Here is an 18,195-nt window from a genome sequence, read left to right on the forward strand (position 1 = left end):
ATCCTCGAAAAAAGTCAAAAATTTAGCCGCGCTGTCCGACAGGCGTTATTGGAACGTTGCGCACGCTTGCGCAAGACGTTCGATGAGCGCATCAACGGGCATGACACCCAGATCCACGCCGCCACGGGCACGCACGGCTACCGTATTACCCTCTTGCTCCTTGTCCCCCACTACCACGAGATAGGGAACTTTCTGCAACGAGTGCTCGCGTATTTTATAGCTAATTTTCTCGTTGCGCAAATCGCTCCGAGCCCTAAGCCCTTGTTCTTTCAACTTTTTCGTCACTTCCTGGGCATAATCGGCCGTTTTTTCCGACACATTCATCACGATCACCTGCTCCGGCGCCAGCCAGACCGGCATTGCACCAGCATGGTGCTCGATCAGAATGCCGATAAAGCGTTCCAGCGAACCCAGGATCGCGCGGTGAAGCATGACCGGGCGCTTGCGGCTGTTGTCTTCGGCCACGTACTCGGCATCAAGGCGCTCCGGCATCGAGAAATCGACCTGCATCGTGCCGCACTGCCACTGGCGACCGAGCGCATCCTTGAGCGTGTACTCGATCTTCGGGCCGTAGAACGCCCCATCCCCCTCGGCGATCACGAACTCGCAGCCCGAGCGACGCAGCGACTCCATCAACGCGAACTCCGCCTTGTCCCAGTTTTCGTCGGAACCCACCCGATGCTCGGGACGCGTTGCGACCTTGTAGATCATGTCCGTGAAGCCGAAGTCCTTGTACACCGCGTGCAGCAGCGCCGTGTAATTCACGCACTCCTCGAGAATCTGGTCTTCCGTACAGAAAATATGACCGTCGTCCTGGGTGAAGCCACGCACGCGCATCAGCCCATGCAGGCCGCCCGACGGCTCGTTGCGGTGGCATTGGCCGAACTCGCCGTAGCGCAGCGGCAGATCGCGGTAGCTGTGCAGCGACGAGTTGAAGATCAGGACGTGCCCCGGACAGTTCATCGGCTTGAGCGCATAGGCGCGGTTCTCCGATTCCGTCGTGAACATGTTGTCCTTGTAGTTCTCCCAGTGCCCCGACTTTTCCCAGAGCGAGCGGTCGAGAATCTGCGGCCCCTTCACTTCCTGGTAACCGTTGTTGCGGTAGACGCGGCGCATGTACTGCTCGACCTGCTGCCAGAGCGTCCAGCCCTTGGGGTGCCAGAAGACCAGGCCGGGCGCCTCTTCCTGCATGTGGAAGAAGTCCAGCGCACGACCGAGTTTGCGGTGATCGCGCTTTTCCGCCTCTTCGAGCATGTGCAGATACGCATCCTGATCTTCCTTCTTCGTCCAGGCCGTACCGTAAATGCGCTGCAATTGCTCATTCTTGGCGTCGCCGCGCCAATAGGCGCCGGCGACCTTCATCAACTTGAAGACCTTGAGCTTGCCCGTCGACGGCACGTGCGGGCCGCGACAAAGGTCGACAAACTTGCCTTCGCGGTACAGGCCGATCGGTTCCGTGGCGGGGATCGATTCGATGATCTCGGCCTTGTACTTTTCGCCCATCGACATGAACAGACGCACGGCATCGTCACGCGAGAGCACCTCGCGCGTGACCGGCTCGTCCTTCTTCGCGAGCTCGTGCATCTTCTTCTCGATTGCCTCGAGATCTTCCGGCGTGAAGGCGCGATGGAAGGCAAAGTCGTAGTAAAAACCGTTCTCGATGACCGGGCCGATGGTCACCTGCGCCTCCGGGAACAGTTCCTTGACGGCATAGGCCAGCAAGTGCGCCGTCGAGTGGCGGATGATGTCGAGACCGTCGGCATCCTTGTCGGTCACGATGGCAAGACTCACGTCGCGATCGATCAGATAGGACGTATCGACCAGCTTGCCGTCGACGCGGCCGGCCAGGGCAGCCTTGGCCAGGCCCGCACCGATCGAGCCGGCGACTTGCGCCACCGTAAGCGGGGCCTCGTACTCGCGTTGCGAACCGTCAGGCAAACGTACCGAAATCATGTCGCACTCCCATGCGCAAAAACGTCACGCGCAGCCCACGCCACGCGGCAAAACCACGAAAAAAAACGGCCTCGACTGTTCGTCGAGGCCGTCTCTTCATTCCTTGCATCCAGACGAAAAACACCCTCGACTTAGCGTCGCACCTTCACCACTGTGAAAGTTCGGGCGGTCTTCAACATGAGTGTTTTCCAGCGCCTGTGTCTGCGGGGTCTCGCGGACTGTCATGCATCAAATATTCGTTGGTAGGCTCGATTGGACTCGAACCAACGACCCCCACCATGTCAAGGTGGTGCTCTAACCAGCTGAGCTACGAGCCTACTGCAAGAGAACGAGATTCTAGCAATCTTTCGACCAATCGCCAAGCGATTATTGTGCCTGCCGACGAAAAACCGCGCCAATCAAGGCTTTGGCGCGGCACCCCCGCCTCACCGACGCTTGGACGACACCACGCCGGCGACGCCCGTGAGTTGTGCCAGCGCGCGTTGCAACTGCCCGCCGTCGCGAACCTCGACGGTAAATTGCATGAACGCCTGGGACCCTCGCGACTGCGTGCTGACCCCCGTCACATTGAGCTTTTCCCGGGAAAAAACTTCCGAGATGTCTCGCAACAGGCCCTGCCGGTCCGTCGCCTCGATCTGGATGTCGACCGGGTAGGCCGCGACACCGCGACCTTCGAGCACGTCCGCCGACCAGGCGGTCTGAATCACCCGCTCTGGCGCGCGCGCCTTCATGGCCTGAAAGCTGGCGCAGTCCTGGCGGTGGATCGACACCCCCTTGCCTCGCGTGACAAACCCGACGATGGGGTCGGGCGGCGCCGGGCGGCAGCATTTGGCCAACTGCGTCAGCAGTGCGCCAACCCCCACGACCAGCACACCGCTCTTGGCCCCCTGCGTCACGCTGGTATCGAGACTCTTCTTCGCTACCAGCGTGTCTTCGTCGCGCGGCTCCGGCCCAGGCAGATTGCCCGACAGCGCCTGTTCGACATGGCGCAGACTGAACTCGTCCTTCGCCACCGAGGCATAGAGATCATCCGGCGTCCGGAATCCCAGGCGCGCAGCCAGTTCCTCCAGATTGACCGACGTCTTGCCCTCGCGCTGCAACGTCTTGTCGATGAGCGTGCGCCCATGCGCGATCGTCTCTTCGAGGTCGATGGCGTTGAACCACTGCCGCACCTTCTGGCGCGCCCGATGGCTCTGCAAATACCCCAACTGCGGGTTGAGCCAATCGCGCGACGGCCCGCCCTGCTTGACCGTCACGATTTCGACCGTCTGCCCGTTCTGCAGCGGCGTATTGAGCGGCACCATCGCCCCGTCGACCCTTGCGCCGCGGCAGCGATGCCCCAACTCCGAATGCAGATGGTACGCAAAGTCGACCGGAGTGGCGCCCTGCGGCAACGAAATCACACGGGCCTGAGGCGTGAGCACGTAAATGTGATCGTCGATCGTTGCGCGCTTGAGTTGCTCCCATGGCTGCGCGGCACCCTCAACACCAACCGTGTCGGACACATCGTCCTTCCATGCGAGCAACTGACGCAGCCACGCGATCTTCTCGTCGTAAGCGTCGCCGGCCGAAAACGCGCCGCCGTAGCCGCGCTGGCCGGCCTCCTTGTACCGCCAGTGCGCCGCGATGCCGTACTCGGCGAAGTGATGCATTTCGTGCGTTCGGATCTGCACCTCGAACGCGCGCCCGTCGTCGCCAATCACCACCGTGTGCAGCGATTTGTAACCATTGGGCTTCGGACGCGAAATGTAGTCGTCGAACTCTTTCGGAATCGGTTGCCACAGGTTGTGGACGATGCCCAGCACCGTGTAGCAATCCTTGATGTCGTCGACGATCACGCGAAACGCCCGCACGTCGTAGAGCTCCGCGAAGTCGACGGCCTTGCCGCGCATCTTCTTCCAGATACTGTAGATATGCTTCGGGCGACCCGACACCTCCGCCTTGACACCCGCGCGCGCGAGTTCATCCTGAAGCCGCCGGATGGCGCCCTCGATGAACGTCTGGCGCTCGACGCGCTTCTCCTCGAGGAGCTTGGCGATCTGCTTGTAGGTGACAGGCTCGAGAAACCGGAATGCGAGATCCTCCAGCTCCCACTTGAGTTGCCAGATGCCCAGACGGTTCGCCAGCGGTGCGTAGATCTCGAGCACCTCGTGGGGCATGTCCTCGGGCGGCGCGATCTTCTGCGCGGCATACCAGCGCAACGACTGCAGGCGCGACGCGAGGCGGATCATCACCACGCGGATGTCCTGCGCAAATGCGAGCAGCATCTTGCGCAGCCCTTCGACCTGCGACTTGCGCTCGGCCGAGGCATCGCGATCGCGCCCGTCGTTGGGCATGGCCTGCGCGGCACGCGCGCCAGCGCCCGAGAGCCGCTGGAGCTTGCGCACGTCGATGACGAGCGCCGCCACCTCGGCGCCGAACTTCTGGGTCAGCGTCGCTTGCGGATCCGGTAAAAACTCGACGGCACAGAACAAGGCGGCCGCCTGATGCGTCGCCTCGTCCACACGCAGCGTGTCGAGAATCGCGAGCATGCCGCGCGCGTGCGCCATGATCGGCTCGCCGGACGAGAGCAATTGCTCGCCGCACAGCGCCTCGGCAAACGCAAGGGCGTCGTCGAGCGTAGCGGGCAGGTGTGCATCACCCGCCCCCGAGGCCGTGGCCGGATTGACGGTGTCCGTTGACGCCGGGGCATTCGGTCCGGTGGGTGCCGGTCCTTGATGTTGGTTCATGTCGGAACGCGGGGCGGCAAGCGCCCCGATGGTGCGGGTCGCGCGCTCAGCTCTCGCGCTGAGCCGCCACGACCACGATTTCAACGAGCATGGCAGGGTCGGCGAGCAACGCCTGCACCGTGGCACGCGGGGGCGCATTGCCTGCCGGCACCCACTCGTCCCAAACCTGATTCATTTCACCGAAGTACTTCATGTCGGAGATGAAGATCTGACAGGAAAGGATCAGCGACTTGTCGCTGTTGGCCTCCGCGAGCAGACGATCGATGTGCGCGAGCACCTGACGCGTCTGCCCGGCCATGTCCTGCGAGCGATCGTCAGGCGTTTGCCCGGCCAGATAAACGGTGCCGTTATGCACGGCCATGTCCGACCAGCGCTTTTCGACGTAGAAACGTTGTACCGCCATGATGTAAGACTCCTCGTGTTCTTGTGTCTTCGGATTCGCCGCCGCTCCACCGCTCGGGCGGGCGTCAATCGGCATATCCCTCAAAAAACCGGCGTGCGATCTCGATCTGGTCCGCATGCACGAACGTGGGCGCATGACCGACACCGGCGATTTCCACGGCGCGCGCGTGCTGCGCGTGCGCCAACATCTGTTCGAGCGTTGCGCGAGAGAGCAGGTCCGATGTCTCGCCGCGCACGATCAGCGTGCGTCCGGGAAACGCCGCGAGCGACGCCCAAAGCATGGCTTCGCCTGCGGCGATCGCCTCGGCCGGTATCGCCGAGAAGGCTGCGCCGATCGACGGATCATAGCGAAGCACGTAGCCGTCGCCTTCCGCCTTGAGCAGCGGTTCGCACAATGCGCGCCACTCCTCACGGGTGTGGGCACCGAACGCCGACGAGATCGACCACAGGTACGCTGCGCCCTCCTCGATCGACGCGAAACGCTTCGGAATGCCGACATACTTGCCGATGCGCTCGAGCGCCGGCGCATCGATATGCGGCCCGACGTCGTTGAGCAGCATGTTGCGAATCGGCGTGTCCGGCAGCCCCGCCAAGCCCATGCCGATCAACCCGCCCATTGATGTGCCGAACCAGTCGACCGACGCAACGCCCAACCGCGCGATCAGCGTGACCATGTCGGCAACATACTGTGGCACCACGTAACCAGCGGGGTTGGTGAGCCATGACGACTGGCCACGCCCGACCACATCAGGACATACCACGCGGTAGTCGTCGGCGAAGGCTTTTGCCAGCGCATCGAAATCGCGCCCGCAACGCGTCAGGCCATGCACGCAGACCAGGACCCGGGGATTCGCGGGATCCCCCCACTCCGTATACGCCATGCGATGCAATCCGGACGGACTCAGGCATTGAACGCTCGACAAACGCGGCACTTGGCTCGGCATGGCTGACTCGTTGGATGGATTTCCAGATCCGAATTCTACCGCGCTTGTCTCGAACCGTAAGCTAGAATGAGGTCACTCAAGGGCCGCATCGATCGACGACAGGCACGCCGCATCGAGACTGCCTCTGCCTCATCCCCACGCATCGATCGGAGTCAACGCCATGCTCAACGGAAAAATCGCCCTCGTGACCGGCTCCACCAGCGGCATCGGCCTGGGACTCGCACAGGCGCTCGCCGCGCAGGGCGCGACCCTGATCACGAACGGCTTCGGCGACGCCGATGCGGCGCGCAAGGCCATTGCCGACGCGGCTGCCCGCGCCGGTCACCCCGTCGCCCAGATCGGTTACCACGGCGCCGATATGAGCCGCGCTAGCGAGATCGAGGCGATGATGCAGTACGCCGAATCGACCTTCGGCGGCGTCGATATCCTGGTCAACAATGCAGGGATTCAGTACGTTGCCGAGATTCAGGATTTTCCGACGGACAAATGGGATTCGATCATCGCGATCAACCTCACGTCGGCCTTCCATACCACGCGACTGGCGCTGCCGGGCATGCGCAGGCGCGACTGGGGGCGCATCATCAACATTGCGTCGGTGCATGGCCTGGTGGGCTCGGTCGGCAAGTCGGCGTACGTTGCCGCCAAGCATGGCATCGTCGGACTGACGAAGGTCACCGCGCTCGAGAATGCGCAATCGGGTGTGACCGCCAATGCAATCTGTCCGGGCTTCGTGCTCACGCCCCTCGTGCAGAAGCAAGTCGACGACCGCGCCGCGCGCGATCATCTCTCGGGTGAGGAGGCCAAGCGGTCGCTGCTGGGCGAGAAGCAACCGTCCGGCGAATTCGTGACGCCCGAGCAACTCGGCGCGCTTGCCGTCTTTCTGTGTAGCGACGCGGGCGCACAGGTGCGTGGCGCCGCCTGGAACATGGACGGGGGCTGGGCCGCCCAGTAACGCTGGCCGGACCTCGGGCGCACCGCGCAGGGTACGCGCCTCAAAACAAAGCGGGCGGGGATCCCCCCGCCCGCTTCGCCTTCCACCGATCGCCGGGTTCAACGGCCCGACGATCCTCAGCAAGGCTGTGTGTCGAGCGCTACGTGCCGGGAATGGCACGGTGCGACCGACACGTCGCCAAAGTGTCAGACAGCGCTCGTGTCGAGCGGTGCCCCGGTCTTCTGCGAAATTTCCTCCTTCGTGACGCCCGGCGCCAATTCCACCACCTTCAGGCCGTCCGGCGTCACGTCGATCACACCGAGATCGGTAATGATGCGGTTGACCACGCCCACGCCGGTGAGCGGCAGGTCGCAGTTCTTGAGGATCTTGTGGGCGTCGCCCTTGGCGACGTGCTCCATGAGCACGACCACACGACCGACCCCTGCCACCAGGTCCATCGCACCGCCCATGCCCTTGATCATCTTGCCCGGGATCATCCAGTTCGCGAGGTCGCCCTTTTCGCTGACCTGCATCGCCCCGAGGATGGCCAGGTTGATGTGACCGCCGCGGATCATCGCGAACGAATCGGCCGAGGAGAATATCGATGAGCCCGGCAGCGTCGTCACAGTCTGCTTGCCAGCGTTGATCATGTCGGCGTCGACTTCGTCTTCCGTCGGGAACGGGCCGATACCGAGCAGGCCGTTCTCAGATTGCAACCACACTTCCATGCCTTCGGGCACATGGTTTGCCACGAGCGTGGGCAGACCGATGCCGAGGTTCACGTAGAAGCCGTCTTCGAGCTCGCGCGCCGCGCGTGCGGCCATTTCATCACGATTCCATGCCATGGTTATCTCCTTGATCTCGGCGCTTACTTGGCACGTACCGTGCGCTGTTCGATGCGTTTTTCCGGATGCGCGTTCAACACGATGCGCTGAACGAAGATGCCGGGCAGATGCACATCGTCCGGATCGATCGAACCGGTCTCCACCAATTCCTCGACTTCGACGATAGTGATCTTGCCGGCCATGGCGGCCACCGGGTTGAAGTTGCGGGCCGTGCGGTTGAAGACCAGATTACCGGCGCGATCGGCCTTGGCGGCCTTGACCAGCGCCACGTCGGCACGCAGCGAGCGCTCCATGACGTACGTCTCGCCATCGAACTCGCGCGTTTCCTTGCCTTCGGCAACCACGGTGCCCACACCGGTCTTGGTGAAGAACGCCGGAATCCCGGCGCCACCGGCGCGCAGCTTTTCGGCGAGCGTGCCCTGCGGCGTGAATTCCAGCTCGAGCTCGCCCGCAAGATACTGGCGTTCGAACTCCTTGTTCTCTCCGACGTACGAGGAAATCATCTTCTTGATCTGGCGCGTCTCGAGCAGCAGCCCCAGACCGAAGCCGTCGACCCCGGCGTTGTTGCTGATGCAGGTGAGCCCCTTGACGCCCGAGTCGCGCAACGCAGCGATCAGGGCCTCCGGAATGCCACACAGGCCGAAGCCACCGACGGCGAGCGTTTGCCCGTCTGCGACGACACCGGCGAGCGCCTCCTTGGCGCTGGCGTATACCTTGTTCATCGTTTGTCCCTTTCCCTCGGTTGAGAATTGAAATTATGCCGCGCTCGCGCACGTTGCGAGGCTTGTGCCGCCCCGTGGAAACCCCGTGAGTGCACCCCTCATGCAATCATAGAGCTTACTGTGGGCCGCAAATGGGGCACAATACGTCAAATTACATATCTTCCCGCGCGGCGCGCCGCAGCGCACGACCCGACCGGATCCGTATTGCCCCCATGCCGACGTTCGACTACCAGACTGCCTTTCACATTGCGCCTGTCGGCCTGGTCATATCGCGCCAGCGCATCATCGAAGACTGCAATCGTCAGCTCGGCAAGATCTTCGGCTACGAACCCGAAGCGCTCATCGGCCAGTCGTTTCAGGTCCTGTACCCTTCGCCGAAAGAGTTCGAGCGCATCGGCGAGCGCATTCCCCCGATCATGACCGCTCAGGGCGTGTATTCGGACGAGCGCATCATGCGCCGCGCGAGCGGCGAATTGTTCTGGTGCCACGTCACCGGACGCTCGCTCGACGTCAACGACCCTCACGCCGCCGGCCTCTGGACGTTCGAGGACATTTCCGCGACACGTCGGGTCGCCGTCGCCCTCACCGCCCGTGAACGAGAAATCGCGGCGCAACTCGTTCAGGGAAAGACCAGCAAGCAAATCGGCAAGATTCTCGACATCAGCCCGCGCACGGTAGACATCTATCGCGCGCGCCTCATGCAGAAGTACGGCGCTGGCACTGCCACCGAGCTCGTGCAGCGCCTGCTCGGCAACTGACCGAAAGCGAAGGGGCAGGACGCGCGACGCCCTGCCCGGCCGTTTCAGCCGATCAGCGCACGGACCTCGTCGGGCAGCGGCACCGACTTCTCTTCCCTGTAGTTCACCCAGACGATCTTCGCCCCGCCCTGCGCCACGAGCACGTCCGGCGTGTCGGCGCGTCGCAGCTCGAAGCGAGTATCGACGCTGCTGCGCCCCGGCGTGCCGATGAACATGCGGCAATCGATATCGCCGGGATAGCGCAGTTGGCGCAGGAAGGTCATGTTCGCGTTGATGATCACCGGCCCCTCGCCCGTCGAGCTCTCCTCCGAGGCGATGTCCAGCGACTCAAGCCACGAAATCCGCACCTGCTCCATGTAACGGAAGTAGACCGTATTGTTCACGTGGCCGAACGCGTCCATATCGCCCCAGCGAATGGGCATGCTCATGCGAAAGACTTCTTTGTATTCTGACGACACAACAAATTCCCCATGTTGAAAATCGACGCCCTGCCGTGAATCGACAGGGCGCCATGGGAACGAAGTGTAGCGCTTCGGATGGGGCGGCGTGCGCCAGGCGGCGGTCTCAGCCCACGCAAGTCCGCATTTTCGGAATGTCGGCACCCCGGCTCGAGACAAGTCCGAGTCGGGACGCCGACCCTATTTGCGCGCGCCGACGGCCACGCCGTCGTCCCTGACCGCTGCCTCGGCTTTCTCGACCAGATCTCGGCCCACGAGCGACTTCCATTTCGCGTAGACGGGACGCGTGGCATCGACGAAGCGCTGGCGCTGCTCCGGCGTGAGCCGGGTCACCTTCACGCCGCGGGCGTCCAGGTCGTCCCATGTGCCGCGCCCGTTGCCGAGCAGGTCTTCACGGGCGAGCGTGATCTCGAAACGCGCCGCCTCGATCGCCGCATCGCGCACGATGTCGCGGTCCTGCGGCGACCAGCTGTCCCAGACCTGGCGATTCACCACGAACAGGATCGGGTCCGCCACGTAGTCCCAGACGGTCACGTAGCGCTGCCCCAGCGTGTCGAGTCGTACATAGTTGTAGACCGTGATCGGGTTCTCCTGGCCGTCGATGCTGCGCGACTTGAGCGCGCGCAGCGCTTCGTTCCAGGTCAGTTGCGTGGGCACCGCCCCCAGCGACGTGAAGATGTCGTTGAACAACAGGGAACCGACCACGCGAAACCGCAATCCGCGCATGTCCTCAGGGGTGCGAATGGCGCGACGCGAATTGCTCAGTTGCCGGAATCCGTTTTCCCCCCAGGCGAGCGGCACGACGCCCTGCTCTTCCACGCGGCGGAACAGTTCGCGGCCCACCTCGCCTTGCGTGAGGGCGTCGAGCGACCGGTAGCCGCGCAGCAGGAACGGCAGCGAGAAAACGTTGAACTCCGGAATCGCCGACGACCAGTTGATCGTCGACCCGACGGCCATGTCGATCACGCCCTGGCGCAGTGCCGTGAACTCGCGCGTTTGATCCCCGCCCACGAGCGCCGCGCCCGGATGCAGTCGAATGTTGATGCGTCCGCGCGTGCGCTCGCGCACCATGTCGACCCAGAGCTGCGTGCCTTTGGCCCAGGGCGTGCCGGCATCGGGCACGATGGAAAGCGAATATTCCGACTTGTAAGGTTGCGCGCCGACCGGCAACGCGATTGCGGCGAGGGCAAGCGCGACTCCAACGAGCCCCCGCCAGCCTTGATTACGCATGGTGTCCTCGAGATGATTCGGGATCCGACGTCAACACGACGCCCTTTGCGATCCCGTGAGCGTCGTGAAATTATGCGCTCGAGGTCATCTGGCTGGCTGCCTCGGACAATCCCCGATTGCCGCAATGCAGCGAGCCTGCGCAATCGGCAAACGCGCGCCGAACGCGCCACCACGGCGCTCAGCCGACCGCCAGTCCGTCGTCGACCGTCATGATCGAGCCATTGATAAATCGGGAATCGTCCGACGCAAGCAGCAGGATCAATCCGTCGAGATCGCTGGGCTGACCGACGCGCTGGCGCGGCAACATCTGCACCAGCTTGCGACCGGCATCGGTCTGCCAGTGCTCGTGGTTGATCTCGGTATCGATATAGCCGGGGCAAAGGGCGTTCACGTTGATGTTGAAACGCCCCCACTCGAGCGCCATCGCGCGCGTCATGTGGATGACCGCCGCCTTGCTCACGCAGTACACGCCGAGCATGGAAATCGCACGCTGTCCCGCGACCGACGCCACATTGATGATCCGATGCTGACGCAGCGGATCGCCCTTGGCACGCCGGATCATGCGTTTGGCGACTTCCTGCGCGACGAAGAATGCGCCGCGCGTATTCGTATCGAGTACGTAGTCGTACTCCTGCGGCGTGACGTCGACCAGCCGCTGCTGCGTCGAAACCCCGGAGTTGTTGATGAGGATGTCGATCGCGCCTGCTTCGGTCTCGGCGTGTGCCACGCCCGCCCGAATGCTGTCGTAGTCGGTCACGTCCAGCGGCACCACATGCGCAGCGCCGCCTTGCGACTCGATTTCCGCACGTAGTTCCTTGAGCCGCTCCACGCGGCGACTGGCCAGCACGACCTTCGCACCGGCCTGCGCGAGGACCTTGGCAAACTGCATGCCGAGTCCGCTCGACGCGCCGGTGACCATCGCCACCTTGCCTTCCAGATTCAGCGAACGCCCCATCGTCTTCTCCCTCGGACCCGGATCGCCATTGAATGACGGCGCTGCCGCGAGGCACGCCGCTAGAGCTTCCTACCTACCATACCGAACGATCGTGCTATTAATATGCGGTTGCGAGGTGTTCCCCATTCCCGGAAAATGGCCGCACCCACGAATTCTAACGTTTATAACAGGAGCATCAATGGATCCGAAGCTGCTTGAGCAGTACGGCCCGAGGGAGTCGATGGAATATGACGTCGTCGTTGTCGGCGGCGGTCCGGCCGGCCTGTCCACGGCTATCCGTTTGAAGCAACGCGCCCAGGAAGCCGGCAAGGAGATTTCCGTTTGCGTGCTCGAGAAGGGCTCGGAAATCGGCGCCCACATCCTCTCTGGCGCCGTCATGGACCCCCGCGCCCTGACTGAGCTGATCCCCAACTGGAAGGAGCTTGGCGCACCGCTCGACACACCCGTCGTCGAAGACCGCTTCCTGTTCCTCAACGAGACGGGCGCGACCTCCACCCCGTCGTGGCTGCTGCCGGCATGCTTCCAGAATCATGGCAACTATGTCATCAGCTTGGGCAACGTTGTGCGCTGGCTCGGCCAGCAGGCCGAGGCACTCGGCGTCGAGATCTTCCCGGGTTTCCCCGCCGCGGAAATCCTGTACGACGAGAACGGCGCCGTCATGGGTGTGGCGACGGGCAACATGGGCGTGGGCAAGGACGGCGAGCCGACGGAAAACTTCCAGCTCGGCATGGAATTGCACGCCAAGTACACGATCTTCTCGGAGGGCGCGCGCGGCAATCTTGGCCGTCAGTTGATGCGCAAGTTCAACCTCGACGAAGGACGCGATCCGCAGGCCTATGGACTCGGCATCAAGGAATTGTGGGAGATCGATCCGTCCAAGCACAAGGAAGGTCTGGTCATTCACACGGCCGGCTGGCCGCTCAACGCACAAACGTATGGCGGCTCGTTCCTTTATCACCTGCCGAATCATCAGGTTGCGGTCGGCTTCATCGTCGGCCTCGACTACAGCAATCCGTACCTGTCGCCGTTCGAGGAATTCCAGCGATACAAGACGCACCCGTCGATTCGCCATTTCCTGGAAGGTGGCAAACGCGTTTCCTATGGCGCGCGCGCGATCACGGCCGGGGGTCTGCTGGCGCTGCCGAAGCTCGTTTTCAAGGGTGGCGCGCTGGTCGGCTGCGAGGCGGGGTTCCTCAATGTGAGCCGCATCAAGGGCAGTCACGCCGCGATCAAGAGCGGGATGCTGGCGGCCGACGCCGCCTTCGACGCCCTGGCCGCGGAGCGTCAACGTGACGAACTCACGGCCTACCCGGCAGCCTTCGAGCAGTCGTGGCTGCACGAAGAGCTGAACAAGGCGCGCAACTTCAAGCAGTGGTTCAAGAAGGGCCTCACGGTCGCCACGCTCATGACCGGCATCGAGCAGAAGCTGTTGGGCGGCAAGATGCCTTGGACCATCCACCGCAAGAAGGCGGATCACGAATGCCTGCTGCCGGCGGCGCAATGCCAACCGATCGTCTACCCGAAGCCGGATGGCAAGCTCACGTTCGATCGCCTGTCGTCGGTCTTCATCTCGAACACCAACCATGAAGAGAACCAGCCGGCGCATTTGACGCTCAAGGATCCGAGCGTGCCGGTCGGTATCAACCTGGCCGAGTTCGCAGGGCCTGAGCAACGCTATTGCCCGGCTGGCGTGTACGAGTTCGTGAGGAACGAAGACGATTCCGAGCGTCTGCAGATCAATGCGCAGAACTGCGTGCATTGCAAGACGTGCGACATCAAGGACCCGACACAGAACATCGTGTGGGTAACGCCGGAGGGGGGGGGCGGACCGAACTACCCGAACATGTAAAACGTGAGTTGCCGCCGGTTCGCCCGGCGGTATTCGTTTGCCGGATCGGGTTCGCGGCGGGGCGACAGGTTCGCGCTTGGCGTCGCACACGCCATCGTGCCTGCAACCGATGCGCCCGCACGGCAGTCTCACGGATTCCGAACCCACGCCAATGGCGAGGAGGCATGATGTCGAGAACTTCCGTATGGCGCTCGGGCACCGCCTTGGCAGGCGCACTCGCGCTGAGCTGTGGTGCGGTCCAGGCGAAGTCAGTGTCCTACCTGTGCGACAACCAGCACGTCGCGTTGGTCGTCTACGACGATCAACATCTCGGTGGCGATGTCACGTTGTACTGGATGGGCAAACGCGAGGTGCTCAAGCCGGCGCGTGCCGCGAGCGGAGAAAAGCACGTGGGCCGCACGCTGGTGTGGTGGAGCAAAGGTCCCGAGGGCACCCTGTACACCGCCGGGAACGAGCGCCCGATCACGCAATGTCGAGAGTAAGCGCGCTTGCATGAAAAAACGCCAGACAATCGGTCTGGCGTTTTGCGCTGACGGCCACGCTCGAGCTCGGTCTTGAGCCGTGCCTTCGGCACGGCCCGCTCTCGCGTCACACCACCATCACTCTGGCGCTCGTGCCGCGATGACTGGCGTGTTCACATGCACGTCGCCGCATTGCGCGCGGTGGCGAAGCGCATGATCGATCAGCACGAGGGCCAGCAGCGCTTCTGCGATCGGCGTTGCGCGAATCCCCACGCAGGGATCGTGGCGACCGAATGTCTCCACCGTCGACGGCTGTCCGTCCACATCGATCGAGCGACGCGGCGAACGAATGCTCGAGGTCGGCTTGATCGCGATGGAAACATCGATGTCCTGCCCCGTCGAGATCCCGCCGAGAATACCGCCCGCGTTGTTGCCGACGAACCCTTGCGGTGTCAGTTCGTCGCCGTGTTCGGAGCCCTTCTGGGTCACGCTGCGAAAGCCCGCGCCGATCTCGACGCCCTTGACCGCATTCAACCCCATCATCGCGTGAGCGATGTCAGCATCGAGACGGTCGAACAACGGCTCGCCCAGCCCAACCGGCACCCCCGTTGCCACCACACGAAGTCGCGCGCCGACCGAGTCGCCCGCTTTGCGCAAGTCGTCCATATACGCTTCAAGTCGCGGGACGACACTCGCGTCCGCGGCAAAAAACGGATTCTGCGACACCTGCGACCAGTCGGTCTGCGGAATCTCGATGTCGCCCAGTTGCGTCATACAGCCATGCACCTGCACGCCAAACCGTTCGGCGAGCCACTTCTTGGCCACCGCGCCCGCCGCCACGACCGGCGCGGTGAGGCGCGCCGAGGAGCGCCCGCCGCCGCGATAGTCGCGCACGCCGTACTTTTGCAGGTAGGTGTAGTCGGCATGCCCCGGACGAAACGTCTGGACGATATTGCCGTAGTCCTTGCTGCGCTGATCGGTATTACGTATCAGCAGCGCGATGGGCGTGCCCGTCGTCACCCCCTCGAACACGCCGGACAGAATCTCGACGGCATCCGGCTCATTGCGCTGCGTGACATGACGCGACGTACCCGGGCGGCGGCGATCGAGTTCGTGCTGAATGTCGGCTTCCGCAAGCGCCATTCCCGGCGGGCAGCCATCGATCACACAGCCGATGGCCGGGCCATGCGATTCGCCGAAAGTGGTGACGGTAAACAGGGTACCAAGCGTATTGCCAGACATACGGAATCAGGTCGGGTGGGACGGGAAAGCCCTATTATGCCAGCGATCCCGCCGCATCGCCCCGCCCCTTGCGGCATAACGTGACGCCAATCGGACAAACGACGGCATATTGAGAACCATCCGATGGCCGAACCGGCGCATTCGTAGTGCGCCGTACCCCGCCGGTCAGACCGGCCAGGGGCCGCGAAGCTCGAGAACCCTGTCGCGCAGCGCCTCGGGAGACGCCTGGGCCGGTTCAACCGGCTCGCCGATCACCAGCTCCAGGCGGTTGAGCACGCCGCGTTTGAACGGGCGCGTCATGGCGGCCCCACCGTGCCGCGAGAAGAAACTGCCCCACAGGCCGCGCAGCGCCATGGGCACCACAGGCACCGGCGTGCGCTCGATGATGCGGCGCACACCTTGCCGGAACACCTGCAGATCCCCCGAGGCAGTCAGCTTGCCTTCGGGGAAGATGCAAACCACCTCCCCCGCTTCCAGCGCCGCAGCGATCTGTTCGTAAGCGCGTTCCAACCCCTCGGCATCCTCGTGCGCGGGCGCGATCGGAATCGCCTTTACGGTGCGGAAAAACCACGACAACACCGGAATGCGGAAGATTCGGTGATCCATCACGAAACGGACTGGACGCCGGATCGAGGCGCCGATGACCACCGCATCGGCAAAGCTCACGTGGTTGCACACCAGCACGCACGGGCCTTCGTGCGGAATCTTGTCCGCCCCCTTGACCTCGATGCGGTAGACCGTGTGCAACAACAGCCACATGACGAAACGGATCAGGAATTCGGGCAGCAGCGTATAGAGATAGACCGCGACCAGCGCGTTGAGGATGCCCGTGACGAGATACAACTGATCGACGGTGAAGCCCGCCTTGGTCAGCGCCATTGCCATGAGCGCGGACACGACCATGAACAGCGCGTTGAGAATGTTGTTCGCGGCAATGATGCGTGCGCGATGCGACGGCGCGCTTCGACTCTGGATCAATGCGTACAGCGGCACGCTGTAGAACCCGCCGAACATCGCGAGCAGGAACAGATCGGCAAGAATGCGCCAGTGCGCTGGTTGCGCAACAAACTGGCCCACGGACTGGAGCGCGCCGCCCGGCGTGCCGCCCCGGCTCGCGAAGTACAGATCGACGGCGAACACCGTCATGCCGATCGAACCGAAAGGCACCAGCCCGATCTCCACTTTCCCGCCCGAGAGTCGTTCGCACAGCAGCGACCCCACGCCGATGCCCACGGAGAACATCGCGAGCAACAGCGTCACGACGCTTGGGTCGGCACCGAGCACGTCGTGCGCGAAATTGAAGAACGAGGCGAGAAACGTGGCACCGAGGAACCAGAGCCAGGAGATGCCGAGCAGGCTTTGAAAAACGGCCCGATCCGTACGCGCAATGCGGAGGTTGCGCCACGTTTCCGTGAACGGGTTCCAGTTGATGCGCAGATCCGGCTGCGCTGCTGGCGTTTGCGGCACCCAGGTCGACACCAAACGCCCGAGCACCGCCAGCATCAGGCACACGCCGCCGATCCACGGCAACGCCCCCGCCCCCGTGCCGGCCAGCTCGCCGCCCACGATCGTGCCGATCAGAATGGCGACGAACGTGCCCATCTCCACCAGTCCGTTGCCACCGACCAGCTCATGATTGGCCAGATGCTGGGGAAGATACGCGTACTTCACCGGCCCGAAAAGCGTGGAATGCAGGCCCATCAGGAACGTGCAAAGGTACAGCAGCGGTGCACTTGTCCAGAGAAATCCGGCAGCGCCCACAGCCATGATGCCGATCTCGAGCGTCTTGACGAAGCGAATCAGGCGCGCCTTGTCCCACTTGTCGGCGATCTGACCGCTCGTGGCCGAGAACAGCAGAAACGGTGCGATGAAGATCGCCGAGATCAGAAACGCCGCGGTCTTTCCGTCGACGTCCTGAAACAGCGATGCGTGATAGGTGACGAGCGACGTGAACGCGATCTTGAACACGTTGTCGTTCATTGCACCCAGGAACTGCGTCCAGAAAAACGGCGCGAAGCGCCGTTGTTTCAACAGTCGTGATTGGTGGCCCTCGCCGCGTGCCCCGCGCTGGCTGGCCTCGCTCACTTGGCGCTTTCCGCTTCCTCGGCAGGCCAGTCACGAATGTACGCCTTGAGCATGCGGTTCTCGAACGACTGCTCCTCGACGACCGCCCGAGCCACGTCGTAGAAGGAAATCACGCCCATGAGCGTGCGGTTGTCCATCACCGGCAGGTAACGGGCATGGCGCTCGAGCATCATGCGACGGACTTCGTTCACATCCGTCTCCGGCGTGCACGTGAGCGGATGATCGTCCATGACCTTGCGGATCGTGGAGCCACCGACGGTGCCGCCGTTCTTGCTGATCGTGTTGATGATTTCCCGGAACGTGAGCATGCCCACGAGATCGCCGTACTCCATGACGACCAGCGAACCGATGTCGTGCTCTGCCATCGTGTCGACGGCGTCGGCAAGCGGCGTCTCCGGTGTCACGGTGAACAGGGTGTTGCCCTTTACTTTCAGGATGTCAGACACACGCATGGCACACACTCCTCATTGTGTTGCTCGGGCAATCGTGGCGAAACGCTGCCGCGCAACGTATTGCCGGACTTCGCCCAGACTTCGGCTTGCGAGACGGAGCGCCGGCGCGAACGCCGCTGTCTCCGTATGAATAATGGTTGGAACCTGTTCAATGGATGCTATCGGAAAGCGTCTGAAAA

Annotated in this window: 16 protein-coding genes and 1 tRNA gene; 4 read left to right on the forward strand and 13 right to left on the reverse strand. The window is 63.1% G+C overall.

Going from position 1 to position 18,195, the window contains the following annotated elements:
• Window positions 1-45 precede the first annotated feature (45 nt).
• The 5 genes from thrS to PMO31116_RS03330 all read right to left on the reverse strand — a co-directional run bounded on the left by thrS (window position 46) and on the right by PMO31116_RS03330 (window position 6,028).
• Window positions 46-1,953 carry a threonine--tRNA ligase gene (gene thrS / locus PMO31116_RS03310; protein WP_150565432.1) on the reverse strand — a complete coding sequence of 636 codons (1,908 nt, stop codon included), beginning with the start codon at window positions 1,951-1,953 and terminating at the stop codon, window positions 46-48.
• A 240-nt stretch (window positions 1,954-2,193) separates the two neighbouring features.
• Window positions 2,194-2,270: transfer RNA gene (locus PMO31116_RS03315), tRNA-Val, on the reverse strand.
• Between the two features lie 108 nt (window positions 2,271-2,378).
• Window positions 2,379-4,682: a RelA/SpoT family protein gene (locus PMO31116_RS03320; RefSeq protein WP_246185113.1), complete on the reverse strand. Its 2,304-nt coding sequence runs from the start codon at window positions 4,680-4,682 to the stop codon at window positions 2,379-2,381.
• A gap of 46 nt (window positions 4,683-4,728) precedes the next feature.
• Entirely contained in the window at window positions 4,729-5,085 is a 357-nt protein-coding gene (locus PMO31116_RS03325) for a RidA family protein (protein WP_023595507.1), read from the reverse strand.
• A gap of 64 nt (window positions 5,086-5,149) precedes the next feature.
• On the reverse strand, window positions 5,150-6,028 hold the full coding sequence (locus PMO31116_RS03330) for an alpha/beta fold hydrolase (protein WP_150565433.1): 879 nt from the start codon (window positions 6,026-6,028) through the stop codon (window positions 5,150-5,152).
• Window positions 6,029-6,188: 160 nt separating this feature from the next.
• Between PMO31116_RS03330 and PMO31116_RS03335 the strand changes: the two genes are divergently transcribed.
• Complete coding sequence (locus tag PMO31116_RS03335) at window positions 6,189-6,980, forward strand: 3-hydroxybutyrate dehydrogenase (protein WP_150565434.1); 792 nt, start codon at window positions 6,189-6,191, stop codon at window positions 6,978-6,980.
• 185 nt (window positions 6,981-7,165) lie between these two features.
• Here PMO31116_RS03335 and PMO31116_RS03340 read toward each other — a convergent pair whose 3' ends face one another.
• A complete protein-coding gene (locus PMO31116_RS03340; protein WP_023595504.1) occupies window positions 7,166-7,804 on the reverse strand; it encodes a CoA transferase subunit B in 639 nt (212 codons plus the stop codon).
• Between the two features lie 23 nt (window positions 7,805-7,827).
• On the reverse strand, window positions 7,828-8,526 hold the full coding sequence (locus PMO31116_RS03345; protein WP_023595503.1) for a CoA transferase subunit A: 699 nt from the start codon (window positions 8,524-8,526) through the stop codon (window positions 7,828-7,830).
• Window positions 8,527-8,738: 212 nt separating this feature from the next.
• On the opposite strand from PMO31116_RS03345, the gene PMO31116_RS03350 reads away from it, so the two are divergent.
• Window positions 8,739-9,284 carry a PAS and helix-turn-helix domain-containing protein gene (locus PMO31116_RS03350; RefSeq protein ID WP_023595502.1) on the forward strand — a complete coding sequence of 182 codons (546 nt, stop codon included), beginning with the start codon at window positions 8,739-8,741 and terminating at the stop codon, window positions 9,282-9,284.
• A 44-nt stretch (window positions 9,285-9,328) separates the two neighbouring features.
• Here the strand turns inward: PMO31116_RS03350 and PMO31116_RS03355 are convergent, their stop codons facing one another.
• The 3 genes from PMO31116_RS03355 to PMO31116_RS03365 all read right to left on the reverse strand — a co-directional run bounded on the left by PMO31116_RS03355 (window position 9,329) and on the right by PMO31116_RS03365 (window position 11,927).
• Window positions 9,329-9,742 carry an acyl-CoA thioesterase gene (locus tag PMO31116_RS03355; protein WP_281350082.1) on the reverse strand — a complete coding sequence of 138 codons (414 nt, stop codon included), beginning with the start codon at window positions 9,740-9,742 and terminating at the stop codon, window positions 9,329-9,331.
• A 180-nt stretch (window positions 9,743-9,922) separates the two neighbouring features.
• Window positions 9,923-10,972, reverse strand: coding sequence for a TRAP transporter substrate-binding protein DctP (gene dctP / locus PMO31116_RS03360; protein WP_150565436.1), 1,050 nt, complete (start codon window positions 10,970-10,972; stop codon window positions 9,923-9,925).
• Between the two features lie 178 nt (window positions 10,973-11,150).
• Window positions 11,151-11,927 carry an SDR family oxidoreductase gene (locus tag PMO31116_RS03365; RefSeq protein WP_150565437.1) on the reverse strand — a complete coding sequence of 259 codons (777 nt, stop codon included), beginning with the start codon at window positions 11,925-11,927 and terminating at the stop codon, window positions 11,151-11,153.
• A 178-nt stretch (window positions 11,928-12,105) separates the two neighbouring features.
• Between PMO31116_RS03365 and PMO31116_RS03370 the strand changes: the two genes are divergently transcribed.
• On the forward strand, window positions 12,106-13,776 hold the full coding sequence (locus tag PMO31116_RS03370; RefSeq protein ID WP_150565438.1) for an electron transfer flavoprotein-ubiquinone oxidoreductase: 1,671 nt from the start codon (window positions 12,106-12,108) through the stop codon (window positions 13,774-13,776).
• 164 nt (window positions 13,777-13,940) lie between these two features.
• Window positions 13,941-14,258, forward strand: coding sequence for an MliC family protein (locus PMO31116_RS03375; RefSeq protein WP_150565439.1), 318 nt, complete (start codon window positions 13,941-13,943; stop codon window positions 14,256-14,258).
• Between the two features lie 117 nt (window positions 14,259-14,375).
• Here the strand turns inward: PMO31116_RS03375 and aroC are convergent, their stop codons facing one another.
• The 3 genes from aroC to PMO31116_RS03390 all read right to left on the reverse strand — a co-directional run bounded on the left by aroC (window position 14,376) and on the right by PMO31116_RS03390 (window position 18,016).
• Window positions 14,376-15,479, reverse strand: coding sequence for a chorismate synthase (aroC, locus tag PMO31116_RS03380; RefSeq protein WP_150565440.1), 1,104 nt, complete (start codon window positions 15,477-15,479; stop codon window positions 14,376-14,378).
• Between the two features lie 165 nt (window positions 15,480-15,644).
• Window positions 15,645-17,564, reverse strand: a complete 1,920-nt coding sequence (locus tag PMO31116_RS03385) for an MFS transporter (protein WP_150565441.1) — start codon at window positions 17,562-17,564, stop codon at window positions 15,645-15,647.
• Window positions 17,561-18,016 carry a CBS domain-containing protein gene (locus PMO31116_RS03390; RefSeq protein WP_023595494.1) on the reverse strand — a complete coding sequence of 152 codons (456 nt, stop codon included), beginning with the start codon at window positions 18,014-18,016 and terminating at the stop codon, window positions 17,561-17,563. Before PMO31116_RS03390 ends, PMO31116_RS03385 begins: the two co-directional genes overlap by 4 nt.
• Between the last annotated feature and the right edge of the window lie 179 nt (window positions 18,017-18,195).

This window comes from Pandoraea morbifera (assembly GCF_902459575.1).
GTDB lineage: Bacteria > Pseudomonadota > Gammaproteobacteria > Burkholderiales > Burkholderiaceae > Pandoraea > Pandoraea morbifera.